This window comes from Bacillus sp. FSL H8-0516, assembly GCF_038635285.1.
In the GTDB taxonomy this organism is placed as follows: Bacteria; Bacillota; Bacilli; order Bacillales; family Bacillaceae; genus Bacillus; species Bacillus safensis.
This window is the reverse complement of record NZ_CP152051.1, coordinates 1,177,989-1,204,934: the sequence shown is the minus strand read 5'-3', so window position 1 is coordinate 1,204,934 and position 26,946 is coordinate 1,177,989. Positions and strand designations below refer to the sequence as shown.

At 38.1% G+C, this 26,946-nt stretch carries 37 protein-coding genes, 1 tRNA gene, 3 pseudogenes and 1 riboswitch; of the genes and pseudogenes, 16 read left to right on the top strand and 25 right to left on the bottom strand.

The window, feature by feature from the left end:
- Positions 1-60: 60 nt before the first annotated feature.
- The 3 genes and pseudogenes from MHB67_RS05875 to MHB67_RS05865 form a co-directional block, all read right to left on the bottom strand.
- On the bottom strand, positions 61-237 hold the full coding sequence (locus MHB67_RS05875; RefSeq protein WP_103132076.1) for a RapH phosphatase inhibitor: 177 nt from the start codon (positions 235-237) through the stop codon (positions 61-63).
- A gap of 44 nt (positions 238-281) precedes the next feature.
- Positions 282-698 carry a tetratricopeptide repeat protein gene (locus MHB67_RS05870; protein ID WP_243837379.1) on the bottom strand — a complete coding sequence of 139 codons (417 nt, stop codon included), beginning with the start codon at positions 696-698 and terminating at the stop codon, positions 282-284.
- Between the two features lie 29 nt (positions 699-727).
- A pseudogene (locus MHB67_RS05865) lies at positions 728-889 on the bottom strand (aspartate phosphatase); the annotation flags it as partial.
- Between the two features lie 313 nt (positions 890-1,202).
- Here MHB67_RS05865 and MHB67_RS05860 point away from each other — a divergent pair.
- Entirely contained in the window at positions 1,203-2,579 is a 1,377-nt protein-coding gene (locus MHB67_RS05860; protein WP_044334615.1) for an aspartate aminotransferase family protein, read from the top strand.
- 209 nt (positions 2,580-2,788) lie between these two features.
- Complete coding sequence (locus tag MHB67_RS05855) at positions 2,789-3,640, top strand: MurR/RpiR family transcriptional regulator (protein ID WP_044334617.1); 852 nt, start codon at positions 2,789-2,791, stop codon at positions 3,638-3,640.
- 172 nt (positions 3,641-3,812) lie between these two features.
- Here the strand turns inward: MHB67_RS05855 and MHB67_RS05850 are convergent.
- From MHB67_RS05850 to MHB67_RS05840, 3 genes and pseudogenes are all read right to left on the bottom strand, one after another.
- Positions 3,813-3,922: pseudogene (locus tag MHB67_RS05850) on the bottom strand (hypothetical protein); the annotation flags it as partial.
- Between the two features lie 119 nt (positions 3,923-4,041).
- Positions 4,042-4,701 (bottom strand): type A chloramphenicol O-acetyltransferase, encoded by a 660-nt coding sequence (gene catA / locus MHB67_RS05845; RefSeq protein ID WP_103132077.1) that lies wholly within the window; start codon positions 4,699-4,701, stop codon positions 4,042-4,044.
- A gap of 111 nt (positions 4,702-4,812) precedes the next feature.
- Positions 4,813-5,642: pseudogene (locus tag MHB67_RS05840) on the bottom strand (sialate O-acetylesterase).
- 414 nt (positions 5,643-6,056) lie between these two features.
- Between MHB67_RS05840 and MHB67_RS05835 the strand changes: the two are divergent.
- Entirely contained in the window at positions 6,057-6,563 is a 507-nt protein-coding gene (locus MHB67_RS05835) for a hypothetical protein (protein ID WP_044335955.1), read from the top strand.
- A 50-nt stretch (positions 6,564-6,613) separates the two neighbouring features.
- Entirely contained in the window at positions 6,614-6,802 is a 189-nt protein-coding gene (locus MHB67_RS05830) for a hypothetical protein (RefSeq protein WP_044335953.1), read from the top strand.
- Between the two features lie 238 nt (positions 6,803-7,040).
- On the opposite strand, the gene hag is transcribed toward MHB67_RS05830, so the two are convergent.
- Together hag and MHB67_RS05820 are read right to left on the bottom strand one after the other, a co-directional pair.
- On the bottom strand, positions 7,041-8,012 hold the full coding sequence (gene hag / locus MHB67_RS05825; protein ID WP_024424988.1) for a flagellin Hag: 972 nt from the start codon (positions 8,010-8,012) through the stop codon (positions 7,041-7,043).
- Complete coding sequence (locus MHB67_RS05820) at positions 8,002-8,187, bottom strand: hypothetical protein (RefSeq protein ID WP_024424989.1); 186 nt, start codon at positions 8,185-8,187, stop codon at positions 8,002-8,004. The genes hag and MHB67_RS05820 overlap by 11 nt, the downstream gene beginning before the upstream one ends.
- 273 nt (positions 8,188-8,460) lie before the next feature.
- Here MHB67_RS05820 and MHB67_RS05815 point away from each other — a divergent pair, with 273 nt between their 5' ends.
- Together MHB67_RS05815 and MHB67_RS05810 are read left to right on the top strand one after the other, a co-directional pair.
- Positions 8,461-8,907, top strand: a complete 447-nt coding sequence (locus MHB67_RS05815; protein ID WP_024424990.1) for a MarR family transcriptional regulator — start codon at positions 8,461-8,463, stop codon at positions 8,905-8,907.
- A 28-nt stretch (positions 8,908-8,935) separates the two neighbouring features.
- A complete protein-coding gene (locus MHB67_RS05810; RefSeq protein WP_103132078.1) occupies positions 8,936-9,877 on the top strand; it encodes an acetyl-CoA carboxylase carboxyltransferase subunit alpha in 942 nt (313 codons plus the stop codon).
- Between the two features lie 147 nt (positions 9,878-10,024).
- Here the strand turns inward: MHB67_RS05810 and MHB67_RS05805 are convergent, their stop codons facing one another.
- The 3 genes from MHB67_RS05805 to MHB67_RS05795 form a co-directional block, all read right to left on the bottom strand.
- Positions 10,025-10,168: a hypothetical protein gene (locus MHB67_RS05805; RefSeq protein ID WP_226340854.1), complete on the bottom strand. Its 144-nt coding sequence runs from the start codon at positions 10,166-10,168 to the stop codon at positions 10,025-10,027.
- Between the two features lie 45 nt (positions 10,169-10,213).
- Positions 10,214-10,489, bottom strand: coding sequence for a MarR family transcriptional regulator (locus MHB67_RS05800; protein ID WP_226340846.1), 276 nt, complete (start codon positions 10,487-10,489; stop codon positions 10,214-10,216).
- Between the two features lie 149 nt (positions 10,490-10,638).
- On the bottom strand, positions 10,639-11,022 hold the full coding sequence (locus MHB67_RS05795; RefSeq protein WP_024424993.1) for a RidA family protein: 384 nt from the start codon (positions 11,020-11,022) through the stop codon (positions 10,639-10,641).
- Positions 11,023-11,127: 105 nt separating this feature from the next.
- On the opposite strand from MHB67_RS05795, the gene MHB67_RS05790 reads away from it, so the two are divergent.
- Entirely contained in the window at positions 11,128-11,466 is a 339-nt protein-coding gene (locus MHB67_RS05790) for a helix-turn-helix domain-containing protein (protein ID WP_024424994.1), read from the top strand.
- A gap of 399 nt (positions 11,467-11,865) precedes the next feature.
- On the opposite strand, the gene MHB67_RS05785 is transcribed toward MHB67_RS05790, so the two are convergent.
- The 6 genes from MHB67_RS05785 to MHB67_RS05760 all read right to left on the bottom strand — a co-directional run bounded on the left by MHB67_RS05785 (position 11,866) and on the right by MHB67_RS05760 (position 16,019).
- Positions 11,866-12,135, bottom strand: a complete 270-nt coding sequence (locus MHB67_RS05785; protein ID WP_332284566.1) for a hypothetical protein — start codon at positions 12,133-12,135, stop codon at positions 11,866-11,868.
- Positions 12,129-12,971: a Rap family tetratricopeptide repeat protein gene (locus tag MHB67_RS05780; protein WP_342492850.1), complete on the bottom strand. Its 843-nt coding sequence runs from the start codon at positions 12,969-12,971 to the stop codon at positions 12,129-12,131. The genes MHB67_RS05785 and MHB67_RS05780 overlap by 7 nt, the downstream gene beginning before the upstream one ends.
- A 202-nt stretch (positions 12,972-13,173) precedes the next feature.
- Complete coding sequence (locus tag MHB67_RS05775; RefSeq protein WP_342492849.1) at positions 13,174-13,416, bottom strand: hypothetical protein; 243 nt, start codon at positions 13,414-13,416, stop codon at positions 13,174-13,176.
- A 104-nt stretch (positions 13,417-13,520) separates the two neighbouring features.
- Positions 13,521-13,593 (bottom strand) — tRNA-Val (locus tag MHB67_RS05770).
- Positions 13,594-13,725: 132 nt separating this feature from the next.
- Positions 13,726-14,904 (bottom strand): cystathionine beta-lyase, encoded by a 1,179-nt coding sequence (gene metC / locus MHB67_RS05765; protein WP_044334821.1) that lies wholly within the window; start codon positions 14,902-14,904, stop codon positions 13,726-13,728.
- Positions 14,901-16,019 (bottom strand): methionine biosynthesis PLP-dependent protein, encoded by a 1,119-nt coding sequence (locus MHB67_RS05760; RefSeq protein WP_103132081.1) that lies wholly within the window; start codon positions 16,017-16,019, stop codon positions 14,901-14,903. Before MHB67_RS05760 ends, metC begins: the two co-directional genes overlap by 4 nt.
- 78 nt (positions 16,020-16,097) lie before the next feature.
- A riboswitch (SAM riboswitch) is annotated at positions 16,098-16,219 on the bottom strand.
- 221 nt (positions 16,220-16,440) lie between these two features.
- Here MHB67_RS05760 and MHB67_RS05755 point away from each other — a divergent pair.
- Genes MHB67_RS05755 through MHB67_RS05745 form a run of 3 tightly spaced genes read left to right on the top strand, consistent with a single transcriptional unit; the run spans position 16,441 to position 18,190 of the window.
- Positions 16,441-17,181 (top strand): esterase family protein, encoded by a 741-nt coding sequence (locus MHB67_RS05755; RefSeq protein WP_151862969.1) that lies wholly within the window; start codon positions 16,441-16,443, stop codon positions 17,179-17,181.
- Positions 17,182-17,233: 52 nt separating this feature from the next.
- Complete coding sequence (locus MHB67_RS05750) at positions 17,234-17,749, top strand: YjcG family protein (RefSeq protein WP_024426454.1); 516 nt, start codon at positions 17,234-17,236, stop codon at positions 17,747-17,749.
- A 6-nt stretch (positions 17,750-17,755) separates the two neighbouring features.
- A complete protein-coding gene (locus tag MHB67_RS05745; protein ID WP_103132082.1) occupies positions 17,756-18,190 on the top strand; it encodes a GNAT family N-acetyltransferase in 435 nt (144 codons plus the stop codon).
- A gap of 82 nt (positions 18,191-18,272) precedes the next feature.
- Here MHB67_RS05745 and MHB67_RS05740 read toward each other — a convergent pair whose 3' ends face one another.
- Entirely contained in the window at positions 18,273-18,530 is a 258-nt protein-coding gene (locus tag MHB67_RS05740) for a hypothetical protein (RefSeq protein ID WP_103132083.1), read from the bottom strand.
- 126 nt (positions 18,531-18,656) lie between these two features.
- On the opposite strand from MHB67_RS05740, the gene MHB67_RS05735 reads away from it, so the two are divergent.
- A complete protein-coding gene (locus MHB67_RS05735) occupies positions 18,657-20,969 on the top strand; it encodes an ATP-dependent helicase (RefSeq protein ID WP_044334810.1) in 2,313 nt (770 codons plus the stop codon).
- 16 nt (positions 20,970-20,985) lie between these two features.
- Here the strand turns inward: MHB67_RS05735 and MHB67_RS05730 are convergent, their stop codons facing one another.
- The 5 genes from MHB67_RS05730 to MHB67_RS05710 form a co-directional block, all read right to left on the bottom strand.
- The gene (locus tag MHB67_RS05730) at positions 20,986-21,243 is read right to left on the bottom strand and encodes a stage VI sporulation protein F (RefSeq protein WP_008348417.1); all 258 of its coding nucleotides are present in this window, start codon (positions 21,241-21,243) and stop codon (positions 20,986-20,988) included.
- Between the two features lie 138 nt (positions 21,244-21,381).
- Entirely contained in the window at positions 21,382-21,519 is a 138-nt protein-coding gene (locus MHB67_RS05725; protein WP_024425009.1) for a YjcZ family sporulation protein, read from the bottom strand.
- Between the two features lie 84 nt (positions 21,520-21,603).
- Positions 21,604-21,825, bottom strand: coding sequence for a hypothetical protein (locus MHB67_RS05720; protein ID WP_024425010.1), 222 nt, complete (start codon positions 21,823-21,825; stop codon positions 21,604-21,606).
- A gap of 90 nt (positions 21,826-21,915) precedes the next feature.
- Positions 21,916-22,044, bottom strand: a complete 129-nt coding sequence (locus MHB67_RS05715) for a hypothetical protein (RefSeq protein ID WP_259279657.1) — start codon at positions 22,042-22,044, stop codon at positions 21,916-21,918.
- A gap of 71 nt (positions 22,045-22,115) precedes the next feature.
- Positions 22,116-22,466, bottom strand: coding sequence for a DUF1360 domain-containing protein (locus MHB67_RS05710; RefSeq protein WP_024425011.1), 351 nt, complete (start codon positions 22,464-22,466; stop codon positions 22,116-22,118).
- A 167-nt stretch (positions 22,467-22,633) separates the two neighbouring features.
- On the opposite strand from MHB67_RS05710, the gene MHB67_RS05705 reads away from it, so the two are divergent.
- From MHB67_RS05705 to MHB67_RS05685, 5 genes are all read left to right on the top strand, one after another.
- A complete protein-coding gene (locus MHB67_RS05705) occupies positions 22,634-23,029 on the top strand; it encodes a spore coat protein (RefSeq protein ID WP_238550033.1) in 396 nt (131 codons plus the stop codon).
- A gap of 42 nt (positions 23,030-23,071) precedes the next feature.
- Positions 23,072-23,407, top strand: a complete 336-nt coding sequence (locus MHB67_RS05700; protein ID WP_024425013.1) for a hypothetical protein — start codon at positions 23,072-23,074, stop codon at positions 23,405-23,407.
- Positions 23,408-23,495: 88 nt separating this feature from the next.
- On the top strand, positions 23,496-23,999 hold the full coding sequence (locus MHB67_RS05695; protein ID WP_044334785.1) for a spore coat protein: 504 nt from the start codon (positions 23,496-23,498) through the stop codon (positions 23,997-23,999).
- Between the two features lie 146 nt (positions 24,000-24,145).
- Positions 24,146-24,637, top strand: coding sequence for a CotY/CotZ family spore coat protein (locus MHB67_RS05690; protein WP_003211658.1), 492 nt, complete (start codon positions 24,146-24,148; stop codon positions 24,635-24,637).
- Positions 24,638-24,840: 203 nt separating this feature from the next.
- Complete coding sequence (locus MHB67_RS05685) at positions 24,841-25,284, top strand: CotY/CotZ family spore coat protein (protein ID WP_044334783.1); 444 nt, start codon at positions 24,841-24,843, stop codon at positions 25,282-25,284.
- A gap of 35 nt (positions 25,285-25,319) precedes the next feature.
- On the opposite strand, the gene MHB67_RS05680 is transcribed toward MHB67_RS05685, so the two are convergent.
- Together MHB67_RS05680 and fabI are read right to left on the bottom strand one after the other, a co-directional pair.
- Positions 25,320-26,042 carry a CotO family spore coat protein gene (locus MHB67_RS05680; protein WP_332284579.1) on the bottom strand — a complete coding sequence of 241 codons (723 nt, stop codon included), beginning with the start codon at positions 26,040-26,042 and terminating at the stop codon, positions 25,320-25,322.
- Between the two features lie 114 nt (positions 26,043-26,156).
- A complete protein-coding gene (gene fabI / locus MHB67_RS05675) occupies positions 26,157-26,933 on the bottom strand; it encodes an enoyl-ACP reductase FabI (protein ID WP_024425017.1) in 777 nt (258 codons plus the stop codon).
- Positions 26,934-26,946 lie beyond the last annotated feature (13 nt).

Below are 26,946 nucleotides of genomic sequence, written 5' to 3'. Positions count from 1 at the left end.
TATTCATTTGCCATTCTACTTCATAAAAAAACAGACTATTAAAGTCTGTTTTAATCTTGTCTATACGTTTTCAGAGGTTGTATTTCGATCAATGATAGTCGTATTTCGATTTGATTTTTGTTGTTCCTCCATTGTTGTATTCCTAATTGATTTTGTTTCAATGATTTTCAAAGTTTCTGCTGTTGAAACACTTAACAATACAATGGATACAATGACTAGTAATTTTTTAATAATCATACAGACACTCTCCTTTTTGAATATCATTTTGAGCTTTAAGAGCCTTATTCGGCAGCTTTTTCAAAGTCCCCCTTTTTTACAGAAGATAATCCTATAATTTGAGCAAATGCCTCGACATAGACATATAGTTGCTTTTCCTCAAAATAATCTAGCACTTCTTGAATGGTTTTCTCATTAGCATTTATATAAATCGCTTTTAAAGCTTTAAATAACATCAAACACAACGAATCATTTCTCTCTAAGGAGCACTTAAGACCATCTTCTACGAGTGGAGCGGCTTCATCATGTTGACTAGACTTATACAACGACCAACTTAAACTAAATAGGGTGATTGGTTTTATATCAATACTTCGTGGTGTAATAATGTCTAAAACTTCTCTGTAGCGTATGATTGCTTCAGTGTACTTTTGTTGTTGATCATATGTATTCGCTATGTTCAATAGAATTTTAGCAATTAACATATTATCGGCGAGCTCTTCTGCTATAGAAAAAGCTGATAATAAATGAGTAGGTCTTGATCCTCTTCTATTCGCTCTATTTCCCGTTCGACTTCAGCTTTCAAAATCTCTGCATCAGGTACACTGAATTGCCGAATCATTTTATACCATTCATTTATTTTCACACCAACATGTGAAGAAATCACTTTCTTCATCCCTTATTCCCCTTCCAATAAATTCCTTTATATTACATTTATTATCACATACAAGAGATGACAAAGCACCGAAAAGAAACCGCAAAAAGAACAATCGAGAAACAGAACATGATTTTACACACACACATCATTTACTTAGCACTTTTACAATTTTCTCAAACAATAAAAAAAGCAAACTTGTATAAGTCTGCGGCTAATTAGAAATTTGTCATGATAAAATTATTATCGCATCTTGAGAAATATATATTTCATGATAAAATACATAAAGAAATATTAATTTCTTATACATATAACACATTTGGAGGTTATCTTTATGTCTAGTCAAGAAAGTTCATTATTATCAGCCAATGCTCAAACATCTGCAGAACTATTTAAAAAAGCATGTGAAGTAATTCCTGGTGGAGTAACAGCAAATATAAAATATTTTAGCCCTCACCCATTGATGATGGAAAAAGGAAACGGTAGTAAACTTTTTGATGTAGACGGAAATGAATACATTGATTATCTTTTATGTTATGGCGCCCTCATCTTAGGCCATGGACATCAGCAAGTCTTTAACGCTGTAACAAAGCAAATGATGGAGTCTGGGACAACTATTTTTGGTACACCTCATAAAATGGAAACAACTATGGCAGAAAAATTAGTTGAACTATATCCTGGTATTGATATGGTTCGTTATACTAATTCCGGGTTAGAGGCAACACTTTTAGCTATTCGCACTGCAGTTGCATACACAGGAAAACAAAAAATCGCAAAATTTGAAGGTCATTATCACGGTGGATATGATCAAGTACTCGTCAGTGTTAATCCTGATATAGATGAATCCGGAGATGCTACAGCTCCTAAAGCAATAGGAGAATCCCGAGGTTTACCAGATTACTATCTTGAGAACACAGTGATTTTACCTTTTAATGACTTGGAAGCATCAGAGAAAATTTTAAGAGCACATGCTCATAAGTTAGCATGTGTCATTTTAGAACCCATCCAAGGTGGATTTATTCCAGCTGATCAAGATTTTATGACAGGTCTACGTAAGATTACGGAAGAATTAGATATTGTATTAATTTTTGATGAAGTAAAAACAGGATTTAGGGTATCACTAGGTGGCGCACAAAAAGTTTATGGGATTAAACCTGATATCACTGCTTTAGGGAAGGTTCTTGGTGGAGGATTCCCCGTGGGAGCTATTGGTGGTAAGAAAGAAATCATGATGATTAGCTCTGCTATAGGAAGTCGTGATATTTTAACAGCAGGAGAAAAAAATACGGCCAAACAAACTCCTTTATATCATAGCGGGACTTACAATGGTCATCCAACTATACTTGCAGCAGGGCTGGCCACAATTAATGTGCTTGAACAAGAAGGTACAATGAAAAAACTATTTGCAAATACCGACCTATTAAGAAGTCAGCTAGAAAAATTATACCAATCACATGGTTTATCAATGCAAACGATTGGGATGGGCAGCATTTTTAATATTATACTTGGAAAAGGAGATATTAAAAACTATCGTGACATGATGAAGGCAGATACAAAATTACGAAAACGAATTGATTACGAGTTGTTACATTTAGGGGTATACACAAAACCACTTAACCGTTATTCTATGTCAGTTGTTCATACGGAAAAAGATATTCAACATACAGTTGCAGCCCATGATGAAGCAATTAAACTTGTGTTAAATAAATAAGAGGAAAGTTTATTGGAAGGAAGAGCTATATCAATGTATACTTAGAAACTGCTATAGCTCTTCTTTGGATAATTTGTTTTGTAACATAAATGCTGTATGCAAAAATAGTTTAAAGATGCGTGTATGCTCTGAAGGGTCATTTTGGACAATATATTTGGTTTATCATAAAAATCCATCACTCATCTTAATAATAAGGAGGAAACTTTAAGATGAAAGATATATATCAATACATAGCGGAACAGATGCCTAAAATGAGTAAAGCGCATGTGAAAATTGCTGAATATATTTTAGCAAACCCTAATACGGTTCCTTTTTTAACAGCAGATAAATTGGCAAAAATGACAGAGGTTAGCCATGCCACTGTGATACGGTTTGCTACTTTTTTAGGTTATAAGGGTTATCCAGAATTACAACAATTTATGCAAAATTCTGCTCAACAACAGTTAACAACTACCGAGAGATTAAAAATTTCTCAGGAAATATATCGTGATGAAGATCAAGGGGTATATGACATCTTTTTAGATGATATATCGAACATTAAATCAACCTTTGAAAGATTAGATTTAGATATGTTTAAACGTGCAGTAGACAGTCTTAAACATTCTAAAAGAGTATATATAGTTGCGAACAGAAGTGCTAAAGCCTTAGGTGTATTTTTACAATATTATTTGCAATTTTTACTAGAAGAAGTTGAACTTATTCATTCAATTGAAACAGTATCAGAACGTTTGTATGATTTAAATAAAAATGATGTGGTCATTGGTATCAGCTTTTCAAGATATACGAAAAGTACAATACAGGTTTTTGAATATGCAAGGGAAAAAGAAGCAACGACTATTGCTATAACAGATAATTTATTATCACCTCTTATTCCTTTCGCAGAAATACCATTAACAGCATCTAGTCAGATGCCAACTTTTATTGACTCTTTCGCTGCACCACTTAGTTTAATAAATGCCCTCGTTATATCAGTAGGAAAGGAAAAAGAAGGTGATTTCAATTATAAGTTAGATGCACTTGAAGAAATATGGGAAAAACTCGATGTTTTCTATAAAAAATAAATCTTACATAATAAAAATGTAAACAAATCAAAAAACATTACTTTATAAATTCGGCCTCCAAAAAACAGACCATGCAGGGTCGTTTTAAATTTGTCTATACGTTTTGAGAAATTGTATTTCTATTCAAATCCTCCATTGTTGTATTTCGCTGATGGCGAAAACACATTAGTTAATAGTAAATCAGTAAATCAGTAAATCTTGATTTTCCTCCGTTCGTTCAATTCCTTGTTCTACCTTATCTTTCAAAATCTCTGCATCAGGTACACTGAATTGCCAAATCATTTATTACTATTTCATTTTTCTCGCAAAAAGAACAATTGAGTAATCATGATTTTACACATTTCTTCTCACAACAGAAAAAGCAGACTCTGCAAAAGTCTGCCTTTTTCACCTTTTGAAAATTAAGTATACAATGACTCGTTTAACCACTCTTCACAATGTTCTATCAGCCACTTCAAATATTCCACATATTGACCGACATGAAAGCCGTCACAAACAGCATGATGTACTTGAATGGCGACTGGCAAGATGATTTTTCCTTCTTCCACCTTAAATTTGCCTAACGTAAATATCGGCAGTAAATAAGTTTCATCTGTAGATACATTAAGGTTAAAAGAAGTAAAATCAATCCAAGGCAGGCTTGAAATATTGAACATATTTTCTGGCATATGAGGTTTCGGAAATAGTTTGTTACTTTTACTATAAGTTTCAATGTCCGCTACACAGCTTTTATAAAACTGAGCAAAGTTTTCGTCATAAGGCGTCCAAATACATGAAAATGTCTTTGTTTCTTTATTTAGAATCGTATAACTAGGATTTAGAAGATCCCAGTGACCAAGTTCATCGTTCACTATATCCATCCGAAACTCCGGTATTTTTTGCACAGCCCTTGCTAACAAATAAATTTGCACAGGATATACTTTTAGATTTTTTTCTTTTAATATTGCATGCAATTTCGTGATGTCTAGATCGATCACCAGGCTATATGAGCATCGGGTTACCTTCGTATAATGATGGAAGTGTTCTTTTCTCGGATAATTTTCATCTATTTGTTTAAACATTTTTATCTCCTCCTGAATGTAATTTCTTGTATTCAGGAGGAGAATTTATCTGCTTTCACCACCACAATCATCCTTTCAAGATATATATTATGTTTCAGTCTATCACTTAGCCTACGATAAAACCTTCAGCAACTCTTCGTAAGTCATCTTGCCCAACGTGAACTTTTCTAGTGCTATATATGTTTTCTCCACTGAGGTATTCATTCTATTATGACATTCATTCACTAACTCATATTCATTTGGTAATGGTTCATGTATATGTTCTTTTTTCGAAATGCTTCATAATATCTTATACCAAATATTCTCTGAGACATCGCATTGATGTGAATTCCGTCTGGGTTAGGTGCAAGGCCTTTGGCAGTAACATAATAACAATTTTCATGATGATGTGCATATTTTTGCAGTTCCTCATTGATCAGTTGATATTCCACACATCCTGCGCCAAATGCCGCTTTTCCCAAGAAATCGCCCAAACCTCCTATTACAAGCGGAATGTTAGGTACAGATAATTCAGTTCTTATTTCATGAAATAATCTTCGTATTTTTTCATAGTATTCTTTGTATTTCCCATCTTGGCTGTCACTTTCTCCTTGATGCCATAATATCCCTGCCAATTCGCTATTTTCCTTTGCAAATTTAGCTTCACTTATTGCATGACGAAATAATGCTCCACCTGGCGACCACTCATCAATGGAACTGCCCCCCTCTGCACAAGGAATAAGGCCAATCTTCTCTCCTTCATGATCCTTACACCAAGACTCCGCAAAGGAAGCCGCTAGTCCTACGCCAGCTACCGGCCTATCAAAATGAATGGGCTCAGTCATCATTTGCCATCTACCATTTCGCAGCATCATGATTCTTTCATTATAAATTGGCGGCACTTCATGTTTGAAGCCTCGCCCCGCCATATTTGATTGTCCAATTAGTAAAAATGACTTCATATCTTTCCCCCCTCGGTAAATAGTTTATCAAATATATATTCACCTGAACGTTATCATTTTACCCTTCCTTTGTTTTTTCATATTTGTCTATTTTTGTCGAAAGGATAGTAAAACAGAAGCTTTTTATCCTCCGGTATTCATTCGTTTTTAAGAACTAAAAATGTTACCTCTTTATTCTTAATCTTTGTTGTTTAAATTCTTTGTTAATCATGTTTTTCATCAATATGCATGCATATTGTACCGTTCAAACCTTATAACAAATAACCTATTTACTTCTTTTATTTACAAATGATAACATCCATTAGAGTAGGAGGAATATTTCTAACAGCTAAAACAAAATATTGCATTACTAAATAAGCCTTACATTCCTTGAAAGCCTAATGTCTAAAATATATTCAAAAGTAGGAGTTTATTATGGAAAAACTAAGTTCTTCTAAAGGTTTAATCTTATCAACAGTTGCAGGAATTTCTGTTTTTATATTCACACCTTTTGCAGAAGCAAATGCTACTAAAGCTCTCGAAAAAGAACAGTCCTTTTCTTATTCATCTGTAAAATTTTCTTTTCAACAATCAAAAGAGCCTACAATAGATGAGATTGCACAGTATTGGAATCTCAATGAAGAAGAAACAGTAAAGTTCAAAAAAGTAATAAAAGAAGCTCAGTCAAAAACATACGGAGAAGCTACTTTACACGGTAAATTCACTTCGGCTATAAAAGCAATAAAAGGAGCTTATGACCAATTACCAACTAAACTGAAAGTAATGATAGGCGGTGTAACAGGGTTAGAAACCATTCTAATCACTCTCGAACACTATACAGGCGCTCTTGAACATGGTATTTACTTAGGCGCTCTTAAAGTGACTGGAAGTGAAAATGCAGCATGGTGGGTTGCTAAAACCATCATGTTGTTCGTTTTTTAAAATGAACTAAAACACACCTAAATGGAAAACAACAAGGAGGTGCTCGGCTAGTGACACAGGAAAATAAGGCATCAAAAAGTCTGTTAATTACTTTACCTGCCGCTATTATCGCTATTGTGTTGATTTTAGGAAAAATTGATACACCTGTAACAAATATTTTATTTTATGTAGTAGCTTTTGGTGTAATGGGTTTAACTGTTTCAAGCTTAATAAAAGACTACAAAAAAAAGAAAGATTAGAAAGATTGATTACTTGTCAGGGAGCTGCTTTATGTAGCTCCCTGTTTGTTAAAAACAGGATAATGATCAACACTGAGAAATACAAAAGTCACTCTCGAATATTTGGTCAGTTGGATAGTAATATTCTTTGTCGTATTTATTGGCGTTGAAGCATCTTTTAGAACGATCAATAAAATGAGGCATCGAACCGAATAAAGACTAACAAAAAAAGCCCCTATATAAAGGGGCTTTTGATTTATTAACGTAATAATTGAAGTACGTTTTGTGGCTGTTGATTCGCTTGTGCAAGCATAGCTTGAGAAGCTTGAGAAAGAATGTTGTTCTTCGTGAACTCACTCATTTCTTTTGCCATGTCAACGTCACGAATACGAGACTCAGCAGCCGTTAAGTTTTCAGAAGAAGCACCAAGGTTGTTGATTGTGTGTTCTAGACGGTTTTGGACTGCACCAAGTTTAGCACGCTGTGCAGAAACTTGTTTAATAGCCCCATCAACGATTGCTAACTGATCATCAAATCCACCATCGTCATCAGCTGCAATTGTTTCAAATTTAGATACATCGATATCTTTAACAGACTTACCTGTCTCAACTGCACCATCGTTGTCTGTAACGCCTAAAGCAGCAGCGCTCATATCTTGAATGTTGACTTTAATTTGTTGTGTAGCATTTGCACCAATTTGGAATACTAAAGCATCACCAGGAGTTGCTGGGACTGCAGGTGTACCTGTACTTGGATCATCTGGATCTGTCGGCGGAGTTGCTGGTGTGCCAGGTGTACCTACTCCATTAAACGTACCATTTAATAATTTTTTTCCGTTAAACTCAGTACGATTAGAAATACCATCGACCTCTTCAACAAGCGCTGTGATCTCATCTTTAATTGCAGCTAAGTCTTCACCTTGCTGTGTACCAGTATTTCCAGCTTGTACAACTAGTTCACGAACACGTTGAAGGATTGAGTGAGTTTCAGTCAATGCGCCTTCAGCTGTTTGGATAAGAGAGATACCGTCCTGTGCGTTTTTAGAAGCCATTTCTAAACCGCGGATTTGTCCACGCATTTTTTCAGAGATAGCTAGACCTGCTGCATCATCCCCTGCACGGTTGATTTTAAGACCAGAAGAAAGTTTCTCCATGTTCTTTTGGCTTGCACCATTGTTTGCTGATAAACGGTTTAATGTGTTAAGTGCTGCGATATTGTGGTTAATTCTCATTTCCTATTACCTCCGTGTAATTTTTTTTAGAGAGCTTATCTGTAAAGTCCATTTGGATGAGAAGCTCTTCCTTAGAATTTTCGATTTCTAAGGCATGTGTATAGTAGTAACGCAGAGCACCTTTTGGCTCTCTTACTTTACTACCGTATGTAACATCAGTTATGGCAATAATCATGAAACCTCCTTCTATTCATTCAAAATGATTAGTCTTGTCACTTTTACGAGACTAGATACCCGCCATAACAATGAGTATTATGTTACCTACTATAGACTGAACTTCCATATATTTTAGTTTGTGGAATTTGTTAAATTCACAAATTAGACACATTTAACAAGAAGAAATATCTCGTCCATGTTGTCACATTGGCTTATGTTAAGCTTGTGAAAAAACCAAATTGATGTATAATACAATTGATGTATTATGCATGAATTGTAGGAGGTTGACCTTTTGAAAAGAGAAGATGCCTTAAAACTAAGAACAGATATTAAGAAAATGATTATATTAACTGGGGTTTTCGAATCTCAAAATTTGCCGAATGGACCATTTGAAAAACCTCTACCAACTTCTCAAATGATGGCGTTAGAGGAACTAGAGATGGAAAAATTAACTGTTTGGCAACTATCCAATAAACTTAGATTAGAGACTTCAACTGTAAGTAGATTGGTAGATAAGTTAGTAAAAAAGGGACTTGTTTATCGTGAAGTAAATGAAAAAAATAGAAGAGAACTTTTTCTGCACCTCACAGAAAAAGGTCACATTACTGTTAATCGCTTAAGAGAACAATCCCTTACATTTTATCAACGCATCCTCAATAATTTATCAGAATCAGAACAAAAAATTGTTGTGGATGGTTTTGAATTATTTATTGATTCTATTTCTAAGTCTTTTGATTAGAGTGAGGTCATAACCTTTGGAGGATAAAATGAGTTTGGATTTTGAACGTCCTATTATTGAACTAAAAGAGAAATTTGATGAATTAAAGAAAATGATGAAAGAAAATAATGTAGATTTATCGTCAGAAATTCATTTATTAGAAAAACGTTTAAATAAAATGCAAGATGAAATTTATTCTAATCTTACAGCTTTTCAACGAGTTCAAATTGCAAGGCTACGTAACCGGCCCACGACATTGGATTATATACCTTTATTGTTTACAAATTTTTTCGAACTTCATGGTGATCGATTATATGGTGATGATCAAGCAATGATAGGTGGTATTGCAAAATTTAAAGGAATGCCCGTTACGGTTATAGGTCATCAAAGAGGTAGAAGTACAAAGGAAAATATAGAAAGAAATTTTGGAATGTCACATCCAGAAGGTTATAGAAAAGCGTTAAGGCTTATGAAACAAGCTGATAAATTTAATCGCCCTATTATTACATTTATTGATACAATAGGCGCCTATCCAGGAAAAGGGTCTGAAGAACGTGGAATTTCTGAAGCGATAGCTCGAAATCTATTTGAAATGGCTACGCTTAAAGTGCCAATTGTTTGTATTGTAATTGGAGAGGCATCAAGTGGTGGAGCTCTTGGCATTAGCGTCGGTAACCATATCCATATGTTAGAATATTCATGGTACTCGGTCATTTCGCCAGAAGGAGCAGCATCTATCCTATGGAAGGACGCTAAGTATGCTCCAGAAGCTGCTGAACATATGAAAATTTCAGCAAAAGATTTAAAACAGTTAGGAATTATTGATGAAATCATCCCTGAAATAAAAGGTGGAGCACAAAATGATATAAAATCACAGGCAAAAATGATTGAATCTGTCATCGAATCATCTTTAAAAAAATTGATACCATTATCCTCGGAAGAGCTTTTACAACAGCGATATGAAAAGTATAGACAAATAGAAAATATGTAAAGTTCATATTACATTTAGGAGAATTTTTACAAAAAATTCTAAATAATTTGTAAGTAACCTCTTAAAGTGAATATGCTGATACTATTAAAAGGTGTGGGATCAGTATGAAAAAGGATTTTCTTCCATCAATACTTTTTCTGAATGTCCTCAAATCGTCTTCATAAAAAAACAGACCATGCATGGTCTGTTTTCATTTTGCCCATCTCTCAGTCGCCGAGCCATATCTAAAGCAAAATAAGTCAAGATGCCATCGCATCCGGCGCGTTTAAACGACATTAATGATTCTTCAATTACAACATTTATGGATTTAATATGAAACTTGTTTATAAAAGTACATCATTGAAAATTATTTATAATGGTACTTAATGCTTTCTTTAGTACAACCTTATCATCATTTGACAAGTTTTGAAGCGCTGTCTTGTTCAGCTCAATTGTTGCTGCTTCAACTTGATCTCTAATGACTAAAGATTTTTGAGTAGCCTCTACTAAAATATTTCTTCGATTGTTTGGATCTATTGTGCGTTCAATTAAGTCAGCTTTTTGCATTTTATCTAAAATGCCAGAAACGGTTGAGGCTTCTAAAAAATAACCCTTGTTACGCAAGGGTTTCAACGATGATTACGATTGGGCTACCTCAGTTATAGTTTTTTGATTGTTTAGCTCGAAGCCTTATTCTGCTTAAATTATAAGATAATCAACCGGATAAAGATTCTACCCTTTCCCTTGTATAGAGAATTGATCAAATTAATCTGATAACGTATTTAATCAGTGTGTGCGATAGCCTTGACTTCAATCAATTGCTCTGGGAAAGCCAGATATGTCACACCAATGAGACTGCCAGCTGGTCTGTGTTGACCTAAGTATTCCTTGAATAGATCTATGACCGTTTCGGAGTGTTCTTGTGGATTTGTTAGAAAAATTTCCACATATGCAATGTTGGATTTCGTGGCTCCCAATTCCACCAATACCCGATCAAGGTTCTCAAATGTTTGTAGAGTCTGAACTTCAATATTCTCCTTACCAACGAACATACCATTTTTATCGTATGAAAACTGACCTGAAATGTAAATTGTTCCTTTAACGCTATATCCTTGGGTAATACCGTGATCCCATAGATTGTGATTGTAGGTTTTAATATTAGTCATTGTTTTCTCTCCTTTATTTCAAAGTAAAGTAAGTATAAAATGAATATAAATAAAAAAATAGTACGCACTATTTAGATAGCTACTATCAGAAAGGATAGTGTCAATATGAGTATGGCTGATTATAGAAAAACGGGTAATATCCAAGAGACACCTTTTGGATATACTTTATCAGTTATAGGAGGCAAATGGAAAATGCTAATTCTGTATCTCCTTTCGGAAAATCAACCCGTTCGTTTTAATGATATGAAAAGGAGACTTGGAACGATTACCTTTAAAACATTGAGTGCACAACTTAAAGATTTGGAAGCAGATGGGATGATTATACGAAAGGAATATCCACAAGTCCCCCCTAAAGTGGAATACAGTCTTACAGATAAGGCAGAAACACTTTTACCAATTTTAGAACAGTTATGTGATTGGGGAGAGAAAAATCGAAGTAATTAAATTCTTTTTGTATACATAATTCAAAGTATTGACTATGAAGAGACAAAAGAAAAGCAGCTTTTGATAAAGCAATGGAGCGTATAGGGAACTTCTAATCTTAATGAAAAAGATAGTAATGATTAGGCCCCATCCGTCCCAATAAAAACAGACCCTGCAGGGTCTGTTTTTATTTTGCCTATACGTTTTGAAGTTGTGTTTTGATCAATTGAAACAGCAATGAAAATAGCAGATAATGTTCAAATAAAAAAAGCCCCAAAAAGGGCTTTTTTATTAATAGACTTCATGCTTAACCAAAGTAGCCGTTTTCTGCGGTTTGAAAATCATTTGAGGAATTTATATGTACAGTGGTTGTGATCCCCATTAATAAGGTAAGGCTTAATATCATAACTTTCAGGTGCTTCATTCAGCTTCCTCCTCCATCCATGTCAATTTTTTGGCCTGTGATTCCAAACCTTCATCAAAGTATTTTGATGCCAGTTTGTAATTATCCTGCTTTTTATAAAATCTTGCTGCCATAATTGACAATTCTGCGGCATCTGTCCAAAGTTTTTGATTTTTAAGTACATCAAGAGCTGCGTCGAGCTGAATTTCATCATCTGTTACATATATTAAATGTATGATATTTAACTTAGCAATATACGCATTGTCAGCTAATTCATTCGCTAACATGAGTGACTCGTTGTGTGCATCCAGCCCTTCAGCTTTTTATCTAACTGGAAGAGTACACGCGCTAACATGTAATTTGTTCTCATATACAGTGGTTTGTGTGGCTTTTTTAATTCAACCGAAAAGACATTTTGTAAACATTCTAAAGCTTGCTGAAGCTTTCCTTGACGCTCATAACATAACCCAAGATTGAAATACCCTAGCGCTTGTGGCAAATCAACTTTAGATTCTGCTGCTAAATTAATAGCATCCTTATAGGTGGATTCAGCTTGTACAAATTGGTTTAAATCCATCTTATTTGATGCGATTACCATTAGAGTAGTAGCAAACCGACTCTCTTGTAAATCTGCTGATTTAAAGCTTTCTAAAGCTTTTTTGGCGTGGTTAATGGAGAAATGATTTTGTGCGATTTCGTAGTATGCAATTGAAAGCTGATAATTAAATTCAGCACGTTCTAAATCGTCAGGAATGTTTCGAAGTCGGGTCTCTGCAATATGATAATAGTTGATAGCGTCTGAAAAGCGCTTTTTATAAAACTCATACATGCCATTGAAGAAGAAATAATAATACTGAATCATGTCATCCGTTTTCTGCTTCTCTTCAATGTCTATTTGCTTCAATATATCTTTTGATCCCTCAAACTCCTGCGTCAACATTTTGTATCTGGAATCAATCAAGTTAAAGTATAATAAGACATTTTGATCTTCTTCCATATTTTCAAAGGCTATTACGATCTCTTTTCTCTTATTTTCAGCCTTTAGAATGTCCTGTTTCTTTATATATCCGTACCAATCACCGATCATTTTAGCAACAAATGGGCTTGCTACTTTTTCTCCCAAACAAACCTCCCCCTATCCATTCCTTTATTTTCCCTATAATTACATATATTATCATCCGTTTGAATATTCCACACCGAAAAGAAACCGCAAAAAAGAACAAAAAAAGAGAGACGAATTCACCTCTCTGGTATGCCTTTTATTATTTGATGATACTCCAAATAAATCTTCCACTAGTATGGCCTGTTTTTTGTGCCCAAGCTTACTAAAGGAAACTTGTTTTCATAGCAATATGTTCTCCGAGATTTACTATAAGTGGATCTTTATTTTTTTCTAAAAATTTAGCAATTTGATTTAGATTTCCATTAATTTTATCGTTGATTGGCATATTGGGATTCAATAAGAGAACGTTGTTAATCGTAGAAGCTACTTCATAAAGATCATCTTCATCTCTTGTTTTTTCAATGTGATATTGCATCTTTTTAAAAAACCATTCAATTTCGTTCAAATCAACCATCTGGTGAATAAAGTTCGTCTCCCAATCAAAAGAAACAGAACAAATATTCGTTGCCCAAAAAACAAAAAACCCTTGCGTAGCAAGGGTTTCAACGATGATTCCGACTGGGCTCGAACCAGCGACCTCTACCCTGTCAAGGTAGCGCTCTCCCAGCTGAGCTACGGAATCAGGTTATGTATCAGTTCTGGGCTTTCTGTTACTGACAGTCTCTATTATATAACCATCATATTAAGCCGTCAATGGTTTTGTTCAAAAAAGGTCAAAAAGCCGGCGGCCGTGCCGACTTTTTTCTCTCCTTCTTTATGATTGGTTCACAAGGACGGGCTTTAGTTGATCAAGTGCTTGTTTGAAGTCGCGTTTGAGGTCTTCTCCGTTTTCAACTCCTACACTTAAGCGAAGCAGCCCGTCTGTAATCCCTCTTTTTTCTCTTTCTTCTTTTGGCATAGCCGCATGTGACATTTTGGCTGGGTACGACAGAATGGATTCGACGGCGCCGAGGCTGACGGCGAATACAGGTAATGTGACAGCGTCCACCAATTCTTTGACTGCCGCTTGGTTTTCTAGTTCAAATGAGAGAACTGCTCCTGCTCCGCTTGCTTGCTTACGCTGAATATCTGCCCCAGGATGATCGTCTAAGCCTGGATAGTATACTTTTTTCACCGCAGGATGTTCTTTTAGAAATGAAGCTAGTTCGAAGGCCGTTTGGCTTGCTTTTTCTAATCTCACCTGAAGGGTTTTTAACCCTCTTAACACAAGCCAGCAGTCCTGCACGCCAAGGACCGCACCGAAGGAGTTTTGCAGCGAATAGAGTTCGTCTCCGAGCTTCTCATCTTTTACCACGGCTAAGCCTGACAGCACATCACTGTGGCCGCTTAAAAATTTCGTTGCGCTGTGCAGAACAACGTCAACACCAAGGTCAAGTGGACGCTGAAGCGCAGGTGTTAAAAACGTATTATCTAAGAAAGTCAGACAGTCATGCTCTTTTGCAAGCTGTACAACACCTTCAATATCTGTAATCCCTAGTGTTGGATTTGACGGTGTTTCCATGTAAATGACCTTTGTATTTGATTGAATGCCTCTTTTGACTTCATTCAAATCGGTCATGTCCACGAAGGTATGCTCAATTCCAAATCTTGAAAGAACTTGGGTGATCATTCGGAAAGTCCCGCCGTACACATCTCTTGTGACAAGGACGTGATCTCCCTTTGATAATAGAAGAAAAGCGGTTGAAATGGCTGCCATGCCTGATGCAAAGGCAAGCCCTCTCGTTCCTCCTTCCAGCGCTGCAATCGTATCCTCTAATGCTTGACGTGTCGGAGTTCCCGATCTGGAGTAGTCATATTGGCCAAATTCATCGAAGCTGCTTTGATGAAATGTGGATGCATGCTGAATCGGTACACTGACTGCACCTGTTGAACGGTCTGTTTTAAACGCATTATGAACGAGTTGTGTTTCGAGTGTCCAATCGTGTGTGGTCATTTGGCGTGTACCTCCTCTTTTACTTGTGATAGTGCCTGTTTCAAGTCTGCTTTCAAGTCATCTACATGCTCGATGCCAACAGAGAAACGGAGCAGCTTGTTACATACACCGTTTGCAATGCGAATCTCTTCTGGAATATCCATGTGCGTTTGTGTTGCAGGATACGTAATGAAGCTTTCGACTCCGCCAAGGCTTTCAGCAAAACAAATCGTTTTCAGCTGCTTCAAAAATGGATTGACCCAGTCCTCTTTGGCTACTCGGAATGACAGCATGCCTCCCTTTCCTGGATAAAGCACATCTTGAATTTCTGGCTGCTTCTCTAAAAACTGTGCCAGCTCCTTCGCATTTTCCTCGTGCTGGCGCATTCTAAGAGCCAGTGTTTTCATTCCTCTCATTAAAAGCCATGAGTCAAATGGTGATAGAACCGCTCCAATTGCATTTTGATGCTGGAACATGTCTTCAGACAGCTGCTCTCCTTTTGTGACGACAAGCCCTGCAAGAACGTCATTATGTCCGCCTAAATATTTGGTTGCGCTATGAATGACAATGTCCGCTCCAAGCGTAATCGGCTTTTGCAAGACTGGTGTGTAAAAGGTGTTATCGACAATCACCAAAGCGCCATATTCTTTTGCAATCTTCGCTATTTTTTGAATATCTGCTTCCTGCATTAATGGATTTGTCGGTGTTTCAATAAAGACCGCTTTTGTGTTTGGCGTGATTTTAGAGCGTAAACAGTCTTCATCTGAAAAATTATCATAAAGAAAACGTAATCCGTACTTTTTCCATTCGTTTTCAAACAAACGGTATGTACCGCCATATAGGTCTGAAGAGACGATGAGTTCATCTCCGCTTTCAAATAGAGCCATGATCGTTTGGATCGCCGCCATTCCCGAACTGAAGGCAAAACCAGCCGTCCCTTCTTCGAGTGAAGCAATTGCATCCTCTACGAGCTGTCTTGTTGGGTTTTTCGTTCGAATGTAATCAAATCCTGTAGATTCCCCTATACCTCTATGTCTGTATGCTGTTGAAAGGTAAACGGGAGGACTGACAGTGCCAGTCACCTCTTCGCTACGGTTTCCAATCTGCGCTAATTTCGTTTCCACATGTTCTGTCATTTGACACCATCCTAAGTAAAAATCTGATTTCAAAACAGAAAACCCCTTCTTCATAAGAAGAAGGGGTTTAATCGCTTCCTCTTATCTTCCAAGCAAAAAAGCTGCTTGCTGGATTTAGCACCTTGGTACATCACATGAAGTGATGCATACCGGTTGCTGAGGTTTCAAAGGGCCAGTCCCTCCACCTCTCACGATAAGAATGTGTTGTCTGTCTGTTCTAATTCTTAATACTGTAACCCATTAAATCTCATTTTTCAAGGGGAAATGTCATGATTAATTAAAATTTTCTGTATTTTATAAAAGAATCGATGTTATACGATTTGATTGCATGTTAGCATATAGGAACAACGCTGTTTTTCATGTTACAATGAATGGAAACGTTTCACTTTATGATGAATTTGGTTAGCTGGAGGAATGGATTATGGTGAAGAAAACAGGAATCATTCAAGAAGAAACCATACAGTCAAAAGAACTTGGGGCGGATATGACCATTTTGATCTATTTGCCAGTCAATTACTCCCCCCTTTATACATATCATGTCATCATTGCCCAGGATGGTCATGATTATTTCCGCCTAGGCAAAATAGGCAGACAGGCAGAAGAATTGATGCAAAACAAAGAAATGGAACGCTCGATTATCATTGGTGTACCTTATGAAAATGTCACGGAAAGACGAAACACGTATCATCCAGACGGTACAAAGTTTGAAGCGTATAAGCGCTTTTTAGCAAATGAACTGGTCCCTTATATTGATGAACACTATCCAACCTATCAAATTGGATCAGGGCGTACGTTTATTGGTGATTCACTGGGTGCGACGATTTCCCTCATGACAGCCATTGATTACCCTTCTTTATTCGGCGGGCTGATTTTGCAGTCCCCTTACGTTGACGAGTCGGTTCTAGAAGCCGTCAAACAGTCGACAGCCCTTTCTCATTATGCCATTATCCATCAAATTGGGCTGGAGGAAACCGCTGTGAAAACAACAGATGGCCAGGTGCTTGATTTTGTTCAGCCGAATGATGATTTAAAGGCCCTACTTGAAAAATCTGGTGCGGATTACTTATTTGAGACATTCGAAGGGGATCATAAATGGACGTTTTGGCAGCCGCTCATTGCGCCTTCGTTAAAAAGAATGCTCCCATATTCGTTAATCAACTGAATTTTGTTATAATAAACAATAATAAATACTTTCTTATTCAGGAGGGAACATGATGAAATACGGAGTTGTTATATTTCCATCAAAAAAATTGCAAGATATTGCGAACTCTTACCGGAAGCGTTATGATCCGAACTATGCACTCATACCGCCTCATTTAACATTAAGAACACCTTTTGAATTAACGGATCTAGAAGCGGCTGAGGTCGTCTCAACGTTAAGAGATTATGCAAAAAATGCTTCTCCTATTACGTTACGTATTAAAAAATTCAGTTCATTCGCTCCTGTAAACAACGTCATTTATATGAAAGTAGAACCGAACGAGGACATCATGGCGCTCAATGAAAGATTGTACGCAGATCCACTTGCTGGTACACCTGAATATGCCTTTGTTCCTCATGTGACAGTGGCTCAAAAATTATCAGATGATGAGCATTCAGACGTACTTGGCACATTAAAGCTGAGAAAGATTGACCATGAAGAAACAGTGGATCGCTTCCACCTTTTATATCAATTAGAGAACGGATCTTGGACCGTCTATGAAACATTTATTTTAGGAGAAGAGGGTTAAAGACATTTGAAAACAGTCATCGCAACAGAACAAACACAACGAGAAGATGCATACTACGTTCGAAAAGAAGTATTCGTAAAAGAACAAGAAGTTCCAGTAGAGATCGAAATAGATGAACTAGAGGACAAAGCCACCCATTTTGTCATTTACAATGATGACAAAAAACCTCAGGCGGCCGCTAGACTGCGGATCATTGAGGAATCAAAGGCAAAGCTTGAACGCATTTGTGTGTTAAAAGAGGCGCGCTCCTTCGGCCTTGGCCACAAGCTATTAGAGGCGCTAGAAACAGAAGCGATTGCTAATGGAGCAAAAGAAGCGGTTATGCATGCCCAAGTCCAAGCTCTTCCTTTCTACGAAAAGAAAGGCTACAAAGCGGTTTCTGAACCGTTCGAAGAAGCGGGAATCACACATGTCAAAATGACAAAAACGCTGTCTGTTTGACCAAAAGAAAAGCCAGAGCATTCAAGATGCCCTGGCTTTTTCTTTTTCATTATCGTTCGTCACAGGAGGAAAGCGCAATCATTTATATATACGTATTAATATGAATGCCCTTGCCTTCCTCCATAAACATATCTCGTACAAAGCGTTCCCGCTTTTTTTGCTGTACTTTCATTTCCGCTTCTGTCACTAAGTCCTCTTTTTTCTCCAGCTCTCTGTATATCTTGTCATGAAAGGTGCGAGAAACCTTTGTTACTTTCGCATAGTCTTCTTTATCCTGAGGAGCTGGACGATTGATATATTGAAAATACAGATCCGGCTGAATCGGGGCTATATATCCCATCAAGAACGCCTCCTTTGCTTCTCTTCTATTCTACTATTCCCTAATTATGACTGTTTGAAACACGCCTCATTTGATATGATTAGATGTGTTTCATTTTAAGATTGATTGACTATTGGAGGACTAGCTTTGAAATGCGCACGACGACATGATCGAACGATCTCATTACATACGTATTCGAGAGAACACTATCAATTCCTCCATGACGAGGGAAAAAAAGGACAATTATTCTGCCCATATTGCGGACAACCGGTCTTTTTTAGATTAAATATACATGATGAACCTGCCTTTATTCATAAGCACATATCTCAGCAAGAGATTTGTGAAAAAGCTGAAGAACAAGCAGATCATCATCAAACGGCTGAACAAGAGGAAAAGGCTTCCTATAAAGAACTTGGAGGCTTCCGTTTTCCAACCGGCAAACAGATCATCTCGCAAACGAGCGAATCATATGATTGGCAGGAACCAAGGTCGATTCAATTTAGCGACGCCTTACATTTAGAAGAGAATGAAGAAGTTCATACGATCGACCTCTTCCCGCATATCACCTTTAGCACACCGCAGCTTCAAGCTGTCACACATTTAGATGGTCCGATGCTTGTGCTGGCTGGTGCCGGCAGCGGGAAAACAAGAGTCCTGACGGCTAGAGCGGCTTATCTCATGTCCCATCATCATATTCCTGCTCACCATATTTTACTCGTAACTTTCACCACAAAAGCGAGCAATGAGATGAAAGAAAGACTGCGCAAGCAATACCAGCTTCATCCTTCACAAGCCAGCCAAGTAGTGACAGGCACCTTCCACAGTCTTTTTTATAAAATGCTGCTTCACAATGACGCAAACAAATGGAACGGCCAGCATCTGATCAAGTTTGACTGGCAAAAGGAGCAATACATTCGAAAAGCTATGATGAATGAAGGACTTGATGAGAAAGACTACCCTACCGATCAAGTACTGCAATCGATCGGCTATTGGAAAAATGCTTTTTTACCAGGTGAACTTCCTGATTTGAAGGATGAAAAGGAAAAACACATGTGGACGATCTATCAATCATATGAACAGCAAAAACGAGATCATCAGCAATTTGACTTTGATGATATGGCGATTGCCTGCTTACATATGCTCACAGAACAGCCAGAACTGCTAAAACGGTATCAAGAACGATTCCAGTATATTTTAGTGGATGAATTTCAGGATATTAATCCAGTGCAATATCAATTAATTCAGCTTTTAGCCGGAGAATCAGAGCAGTTATTTTGTGTAGGGGATGATGATCAAGCCATTTACGCCTTTAGAGGGAGCAATCCAGCTTTCATTCTTGAATTCAAACAGGACTATCCTTCGGCTCAGATCGTCCATTTACATGCGAATTACCGCTCTCATCATACAATTGTCGCAAGTGCTGATGCGATTATTAAGAAAAATCAGCATCGTTATGAGAAGACGTTAAAAGCCGTGCGCGCGGAGAAAATTCCTCCGACGCTCTTCTATCCATATGATGAAGAAGAGGAAGCGACCATGATTGTCGCAGATATTCAGGAGAAAATTAAAAATGGTGCAAAGCCGAATGACTTCTGCGTGCTGTTTCGAACAAATACAGGCGGCCGTGCGATTTATGAACGGCTGCATCAATCGGCGATTCCATATGAGACGGATGCTGGCGTCAAAGCCTTCTACAGCAGACGAATGGTTCGGGTTCTTCTCGCCTTTCTTTCCTTAAGTCAGGATGCAGACGATGTGGCCGCCATAAAACAGCTGCTGCCGGTTTTCTTTTTAAAGCAGCAAACCCTGAATACACTAAAGGCACTGACCATCACAGAAGATTGCTCAATGGTAGAAGCGCTCGGAAAACTGACAGATATACAGCCGTTTCAACAGAAAAAGCTGCAATCAATCGTTCCTTTGTTCCGAACATTACGAACATTAAAGCCATCAGACGCGGTGACATTTATTGAACAAAAGATGGGACTCGGTGATTACTTAAAAAAACGGGTGAACGATACGAATGTACTTGAAAAAGGGGCGGATGATGTACGTGATGTGAAAACAGCCGCCAAACGCTTTGAAACGATTGAAGCCTTTCTCGCACATGCCGAACATATGAAGTCTGCCGAAAAGGAAAAAACAGATGAACCCGGTGTTCAGCTCATGACGATCCACCGCGCAAAGGGACTTGAATTCCAGACAGTATACATCACTTGTGTGGTCGACGGAGCACTGCCTCATGATTTCTCACTGGATGAACTCAGAAACGGTCATGAAGAAGCGCTCGAAGAAGAGCGCCGTTTATTATACGTGGCCATGACAAGAGCTGAACAATCTCTTTATCTGTCTGTTCCTTCATTTAGACGAGGAAAAACGGCTCATCGTTCTCGTTTTTTGTATCCTCTTCTAAAGAAAAACCGTGAATTATTTACGCAAAAACAACAGGCCCCCCTTTAAACGGAGAGCCTGTTGCTTATTTTTTGTTGTTCATCATTTTAGCGATTGTATTGAAATCAAGCTTTTCTTTTCCACTTGTAATCGATTGAACGATTTTGTCTTCCATTTCTTTAGGTACACGTTTGTTCGCAAGCTGTGCTACTTTTTTAATGACACCTCGAACGGTATTCTCATCTTTAAAGTTGGCATTTTGCAAAGAACCTGCAAGTTTAAACACATCATTCATATTCACACCGGTTTTGTTTTCTACGCTTTTAAAGAATTTATTATCCATTCATTTGCCTCCTCTTTGTGGAGTAATCACCTTACTATATGAAAATAGGCGAGATATGTGCCTATCCTAAAGCCTTGTTTGACCAAAGAGAAAGGAAAGCAAAAGGCTTCCCCCTTGCTTCCCTCACCTTCTTACTTTTTAGTAGTTAAAGAAAGAAGCACCAACGATGATTAAAAGGATGAAAAGCACTACGACAAGAACAAATGTTGATCCATATCCGCCGCCGTAGCCACCACCGTAGCCGCCGCAACAACCGCCACCGTAACCGTAACTCATATTTAAGCACCTCCTCTTCTCCCTTACAAAGTATGAAAAATGCAAGAAATGGTTTGGACGATCACATAAAAAAGTGCGGAATTTTTATTTCTGCTGTTTAAAGACGTAATCTGCCTCTGTATGACGCATCATGAATGCTTCTGTTTCTTTCGCAAAAGCCTCCATCTTCACGCCAAATGCTTTTAAGTGCTCCTCAAGATCATTCGCTTTATCCGTTAGATCCATTTCAGCCTTCTCGTGCGCTTGTTCTTTCCCATCATGCGGTTTAGTGAACAAAGAACCGATTAATTGTTCGAATGCATCCATTCTGGTCACCCCTTCTCTCTTACATATGCATCACTCAAAAAAAGGGCAACAAAAAAACCGGATAAATCCGGCTTTTGTTTTTCTCTTCTATTATTGAGGTTTCTTTTTGTTTCCACAGCCGCAGCCATTTTTCTTGATTTTCTTCGTATATACTGATTGTTGATTTGACTGCGCTGGATAACCTTGAAGCATATGTGACGGCGTTTCAGTTGGTTTCATCGCAACCCTTCCTTTCCTATTCCATGATAGTATATGCATTTATTGAAAGCGTGTCTGATCAGAATGCCTGTTTATTTCACAAGCTTCGAGACAACCGCTTCAATGATGCCTGCTGCTGCGGCAATCGCTAATAGTAAATTAAGCCACATGCTGATGACAGGAAAAAGTATGTATATCAGAAGTAAGGCAGCAGTGCACCATATGCCAGTACACCAATAACAGCTTAACAGTTCTCCAATCCAAGACCGCAGTCCTTCCCCTTTAATGATGATATATGTTTCGACCTCACCTTGTTCGTTTACCTCTTCCTGTTCTTCATGAAATAGACGGCGGAATGGCGCAGTAATGGTATCAAACACAATCAGTCTCGTCAGTCTAAAGGATGCGAGGGCAAACACGACAAATGACAAAGCACCGCTCAGAAGCCTCCACCTCCTTCTTTCTTCTTTTTCCGTCCTTTCTTTATATATGCAAGAAAAAAGACCGACATGATGAATCGAGCGGAAATAAAATTGGGTTGTACTTTTTCACACTTTCCGATTCCACCTTGCGTCCTTGTTGCATTAAATAATGTATAGATAAGAAAGGAGTGAAAGTATTGTCTATTGAAGAAAGTGCTGAAAAATTGTATACACAACTGTTAAACGAATTAATCAGCAATTATGATGATTTCATTGAGATCAAAGATTCCGAAAATGTCACAATTCATAAAACAGATGTAACAGCCGCACTCTCCCTTCAAGCGACCGTAACGACAATCATTACTCTTTTAATCCAAATTCTTGTACCAGACGATGAATTGGCTGCTGACATCACAGACCAGCTTTTATCCACACAACAAGTGGAAGTCCAAAAGAAAACTGTGATTCAAATCATCAACTGCTATAACATTACGATAACATTATCAGATGCATCCATTATGAACTCCGTCCAAATTCTCACTCAAACATTGAATGTGCTCTTAGTTGAAGTCGGCATTCTTTGACCCTTTCTTTTTCTAATGACGTATGAAAGAGGTGAAATCATCGTGGCTGAAGAGAACGAAAAAAAGGAGTTTCAAATCAATACGGATATTGATCCATTAACAAGTCTTCTTGTCAGTGATGTGTTAAACAAAAACAATATCACTGATGATCAGAAAGCAAAAATTTCAGATGATCAAAGAAGAATGATTTTGAAATTAGTCGAGGACTTACAAAAGAAAGCAAATGATTTCGTAGAACAGCAGCAAGAGAAAAAAAGGCAGGCTGAGGCAGCAAAACAGCCGGAAGAAGTAGTGCCTGAACCAAAAGTACGTCCAAATCGAAACTCACTTCGAAATCGTATTCAGCAGCGTCGTAATGCGCAGCGTAATAACGATTAAATAAAAATGGGTTGCCTGCTAGGGTAAATGCCCGAGACAAAACCACGCATTCCAGCATTTAATAAAGTAAACGGAAGGAGGAATAGAAATGGATTCTAAACCATATTCTTGGGTCGCTCTAGATCGTAACTGTACACACCACGGACACCACAGATACCACGAACACCACGACGATTGCAACTATGAAAGAAAAGCACTTTGTGACGATTATTATGATGACGAAGATGTCTTACAAGATTTGGATCAAGTAAGCTTCACAAAGCAGACATCTGAAGAGGTCATTATCGTTAGGGACTCTTGTGACATTAACGTATCTTCTGTCGATGCACAGGTTGCAGCATCTATCCAAGTAGCGATTCAAACAGCGATCATCACGATTACAAACATCTCAATCGCAGACGGTGATTTGGCAGACCGCGTCACGCAGGATCTCTTACAAGCTGCTACTCACAAACAAACAAACCGCCAAAAACTTGTCATCGAAAATTCAAGAAACGTTACAGTATCTACAATCGATGCGGACATCTCTATCGCAATCCAAACACTTACACAAACTCTTGTTGCGACAATCGTTGCAATCGGCATCCTCTAATGTCCAAAAGCAGAGCGAAAAGCTCTGCTTTTCCTTTTATAAAAATACAACAAATATAAATGGTCATTTACCCACACCAACTAGAGGGCGCATACATATGTTGTTAAGGACTAAAGTCAAATACCTTGTTAAAGGAGCTGAAATCCATGAGCTGCGGAAAACACCATGGCCGACATGATGAAAACTGTGTATGCGATGCGGTTGATAAGATTTTAGCAGAGCAGGAAGCTGTAGAAGATAAATGTCCTACGAGCTGCTACAGTAATTTATTAAGCCCAACAGTTTCTGGAAAAGATACGATTCCGTTTTTACTTTTTGATAAAAAGGGCGGGTTGTTCTCTACTTTCGGAAACATTGGAGGATTCGTTGACGATTGCCAATGCTTCGAATCTATTTTCTTCCGGGTTGAAAAATTACACGACTGCTGTGCTACGTTATCTGTATTAAGACCTGTTGATGTACACGGACATACGCTAAGCGTGTGTCACCCTTGTGACCCTGACTTCTTTGGTCTAGAAAAAACGGACTTTTGTATTGAGGTTGATTTAAACTGCTTCTGCGCAATCCAATGCTTAAACCCAGAGCTTGTCGACAGAGTCATGCCATCGAAAGATAAAAAGCATCATCACCACGGCTAAATCAACAGGCCGCTGATCTAACTTGTCATGAGTCAAAGCATCCCCTTCCTCACGAATGACAGCCAATCATGCGGAGCAGTCAGCATAAGAAGCGGCCGCTTCCGCATTGGTTAAAAGTAGAAGCACGAGCCGGCAAAGATAGCTTGTAGATGATGACAGTGCTCAAACACTCAAACAAATTTCCTAGTATAGGAGGGTTGAATATGAGCCGCAACCATTCATGGAGCTGTGTAACAGAGGCTGTTGAAAACATTAGCGACTTGCAAAATGCTGTCAAAGAAGAGTGCCCGACCAGCTGTTACAGCAATCTCCTTTCTCCATCACATTCATTAGGTGACACTGTCCCGTTTGTTCTCTTTACATCCAAATCAAAACCATTCGTCGCATTCGGAAACGTCGGAGAAGTAGATCCAGGTCCTTGCTTCAGCACTGCATTTTTCAGAGTCGAACACATCTGTGATCACTGCGCAACACTCAGCTTGCTTATCGCATTTGACAAAGACCGTCATATTTTAGATTTTACAGATAAAGATTCTTTATGTGATGTGTTCCGATTAGAAAAATCGAAGTATTGCGTTGAAGTAGACCTTGACTGCTTCTGTGCAATCGAGTGCCTAAACCCACGACTCATCAATCGTAACTGCTAACAAAAAAAGTCCCTATAAGGGACTTTTTTTATTAGTTAAAAACCTAGCGGATGGATGGAAGTAATCTCAGCAATCGCTAATTCGACTGGATTTCCCCCGCCTGCTGTACGAATGACCACAGTATCATCTTTTCGATCCATGATGATTCCTCTATATGTTTTACCATCAGCTTCAATCAGACAAAGAGCTCTTGGCATATTATGAGGCAGTCTTGTGAGAAAATCGACTTTTTCATCAATACTCATCTGACTTAAAGGCTTTTTCACTCGTTTTCTTCTTGGTTCTTCTTTTGTTTCATGAAAGACACCTTCTGGCTGATTTCCCTCTTCTTCTTGAGGCTCTCGCTTTTGTATGAACTCTGGTTCTTGTGTGATTTCTTGTTCCTGTGTAAGTTCGGCTTCTTGTGTATCCTCTTGTTCCTGTGTAGCCTCTGCTTCTTGTGTGATCTCTTGTTCCTGTGTAGCCTCTGATTTTTGTGTAATCTCTTGTTCTTCTGTAAACTCAGCTTCGTGTGTCATATCTCGTTCTTGTTGAAGTTTAGGCGGCTCAGCTTCTTTTTTATGCTCTATTTCTTGAGCGGCAGGTTCCTCCTGCGTGCTTTCTTTGATTACATCTTTTGCATTGGTCTCACTTTCTGGCTGTTTTTCTGATTTCTTTCGCTTTCTCACAATATTTTGCATGGCCGGCTTTGATTCTTGATAGCTCGGCTGAACAATATACATCAGCGGCTTTTGATTCTCATCACCTTTATTTGACATACTAATCCCTCCCGAATGATTCATTCCTTATATATATGAACGGAGGCCTTAAATCAGAAGAAAAATAAAAAAACAGCATACCCTTCATTGGTATGCTGCAAGTCATGTATTCGTTTAGCGGGCAATGATATGGAAGCCGGAATCAACATGCAGATTCTCACCTGTCATGCCGCGAGATAGATCACTGAATAAGAATAGAGCTGTATCGCCAACTTCTTCAGGAGTTGTTGTACGGCGGAGCGGTGCACGCTCTTCAATATCCTTCAGAATGGTATTAAAGCCGCTGATGCCCTTTGCAGATAACGTACGAATTGGACCAGCAGAAATGCTGTTCACGCGGATACCTTCTGCGCCTAAATCAGCTGCTAAATATTTCACACTTGCTTCAAGTGATGCTTTCGCTACACCCATTACGTTGTAGTTTGATACAACACGCTCTCCGCCTAGGTATGTAAGCGTCACAATGCTTCCACCCTCTGTCATCAATGGACGTGCTGCTTTGGCTACAGCAGTTAATGAGTATGCACTAATGTTGTGCGCCAAAAGGAAACCTTCACGGTTCGTGTTCAAGTATTCGCCAACAAGCTCTTCCTTGTTTGCAAATGCAATGGCATGCGCAACGCCATGAATGACTTGTACTTTTTCTTTAATTGCAGCGAAACATTTTTCGATTTCTTCGTCACTTGTCACGTCACATGGAAGAATGATAGAATCATCACGCTCAAGTGTGCTTGCCAGCTCTTTTACCGATTCAGCAAGACGATCTCCAACATAAGTAAAAATCAAACGAGCTCCAGCTTCATGAAGTGAGCGGGCAATTCCCCAAGCGATGCTTCGTTTATTGGCAACACCCATAACCACGATATTACGGCCTTCTAAAGAAAAGTTCATATGTAATAAAGCC

Excerpts from the sequence above, each read along its gene's own strand:
- MHB67_RS05875 (WP_103132076.1), bottom strand. The coding sequence starts at position 237 with ATGATTATTAAAAAATTACTAGTCATTGTATCCATTGTATTGTTAAGT.
- MHB67_RS05870 (WP_243837379.1), bottom strand. The coding sequence starts at position 698 with ATGTTAATTGCTAAAATTCTATTGAACATAGCGAATACATATGATCAA.
- MHB67_RS05860 (WP_044334615.1), top strand. The coding sequence starts at position 1,203 with ATGTCTAGTCAAGAAAGTTCATTATTATCAGCCAATGCTCAAACATCT.
- MHB67_RS05855 (WP_044334617.1), top strand. The coding sequence starts at position 2,789 with ATGAAAGATATATATCAATACATAGCGGAACAGATGCCTAAAATGAGT.
- catA (WP_103132077.1), bottom strand. The coding sequence starts at position 4,701 with ATGTTTAAACAAATAGATGAAAATTATCCGAGAAAAGAACACTTCCAT.
- MHB67_RS05835 (WP_044335955.1), top strand. The coding sequence starts at position 6,057 with ATGGAAAAACTAAGTTCTTCTAAAGGTTTAATCTTATCAACAGTTGCA.
- hag (WP_024424988.1), bottom strand. The coding sequence starts at position 8,012 with ATGAGAATTAACCACAATATCGCAGCACTTAACACATTAAACCGTTTA.
- MHB67_RS05820 (WP_024424989.1), bottom strand. The coding sequence starts at position 8,187 with ATGATTATTGCCATAACTGATGTTACATACGGTAGTAAAGTAAGAGAG.
- MHB67_RS05810 (WP_103132078.1), top strand. The coding sequence starts at position 8,936 with ATGAGTTTGGATTTTGAACGTCCTATTATTGAACTAAAAGAGAAATTT.
- MHB67_RS05795 (WP_024424993.1), bottom strand. The coding sequence starts at position 11,022 with ATGACTAATATTAAAACCTACAATCACAATCTATGGGATCACGGTATT.
- MHB67_RS05790 (WP_024424994.1), top strand. The coding sequence starts at position 11,128 with ATGAGTATGGCTGATTATAGAAAAACGGGTAATATCCAAGAGACACCT.
- MHB67_RS05785 (WP_332284566.1), bottom strand. The coding sequence starts at position 12,135 with ATGTTAGCGAATGAATTAGCTGACAATGCGTATATTGCTAAGTTAAAT.
- metC (WP_044334821.1), bottom strand. The coding sequence starts at position 14,904 with ATGACCACACACGATTGGACACTCGAAACACAACTCGTTCATAATGCG.
- MHB67_RS05760 (WP_103132081.1), bottom strand. The coding sequence starts at position 16,019 with ATGACAGAACATGTGGAAACGAAATTAGCGCAGATTGGAAACCGTAGC.
- MHB67_RS05755 (WP_151862969.1), top strand. The coding sequence starts at position 16,441 with ATGGTGAAGAAAACAGGAATCATTCAAGAAGAAACCATACAGTCAAAA.
- MHB67_RS05750 (WP_024426454.1), top strand. The coding sequence starts at position 17,234 with ATGAAATACGGAGTTGTTATATTTCCATCAAAAAAATTGCAAGATATT.
- MHB67_RS05740 (WP_103132083.1), bottom strand. The coding sequence starts at position 18,530 with ATGGGATATATAGCCCCGATTCAGCCGGATCTGTATTTTCAATATATC.
- MHB67_RS05730 (WP_008348417.1), bottom strand. The coding sequence starts at position 21,243 with ATGGATAATAAATTCTTTAAAAGCGTAGAAAACAAAACCGGTGTGAAT.
- MHB67_RS05725 (WP_024425009.1), bottom strand. The coding sequence starts at position 21,519 with ATGAGTTACGGTTACGGTGGCGGTTGTTGCGGCGGCTACGGTGGTGGC.
- MHB67_RS05720 (WP_024425010.1), bottom strand. The coding sequence starts at position 21,825 with ATGGATGCATTCGAACAATTAATCGGTTCTTTGTTCACTAAACCGCAT.
- MHB67_RS05715 (WP_259279657.1), bottom strand. The coding sequence starts at position 22,044 with ATGAAACCAACTGAAACGCCGTCACATATGCTTCAAGGTTATCCAGCG.
- MHB67_RS05695 (WP_044334785.1), top strand. The coding sequence starts at position 23,496 with ATGGATTCTAAACCATATTCTTGGGTCGCTCTAGATCGTAACTGTACA.
- MHB67_RS05690 (WP_003211658.1), top strand. The coding sequence starts at position 24,146 with ATGAGCTGCGGAAAACACCATGGCCGACATGATGAAAACTGTGTATGC.
- MHB67_RS05685 (WP_044334783.1), top strand. The coding sequence starts at position 24,841 with ATGAGCCGCAACCATTCATGGAGCTGTGTAACAGAGGCTGTTGAAAAC.
- MHB67_RS05680 (WP_332284579.1), bottom strand. The coding sequence starts at position 26,042 with ATGTCAAATAAAGGTGATGAGAATCAAAAGCCGCTGATGTATATTGTT.
- fabI (WP_024425017.1), bottom strand. The coding sequence starts at position 26,933 with ATGAACTTTTCTTTAGAAGGCCGTAATATCGTGGTTATGGGTGTTGCC.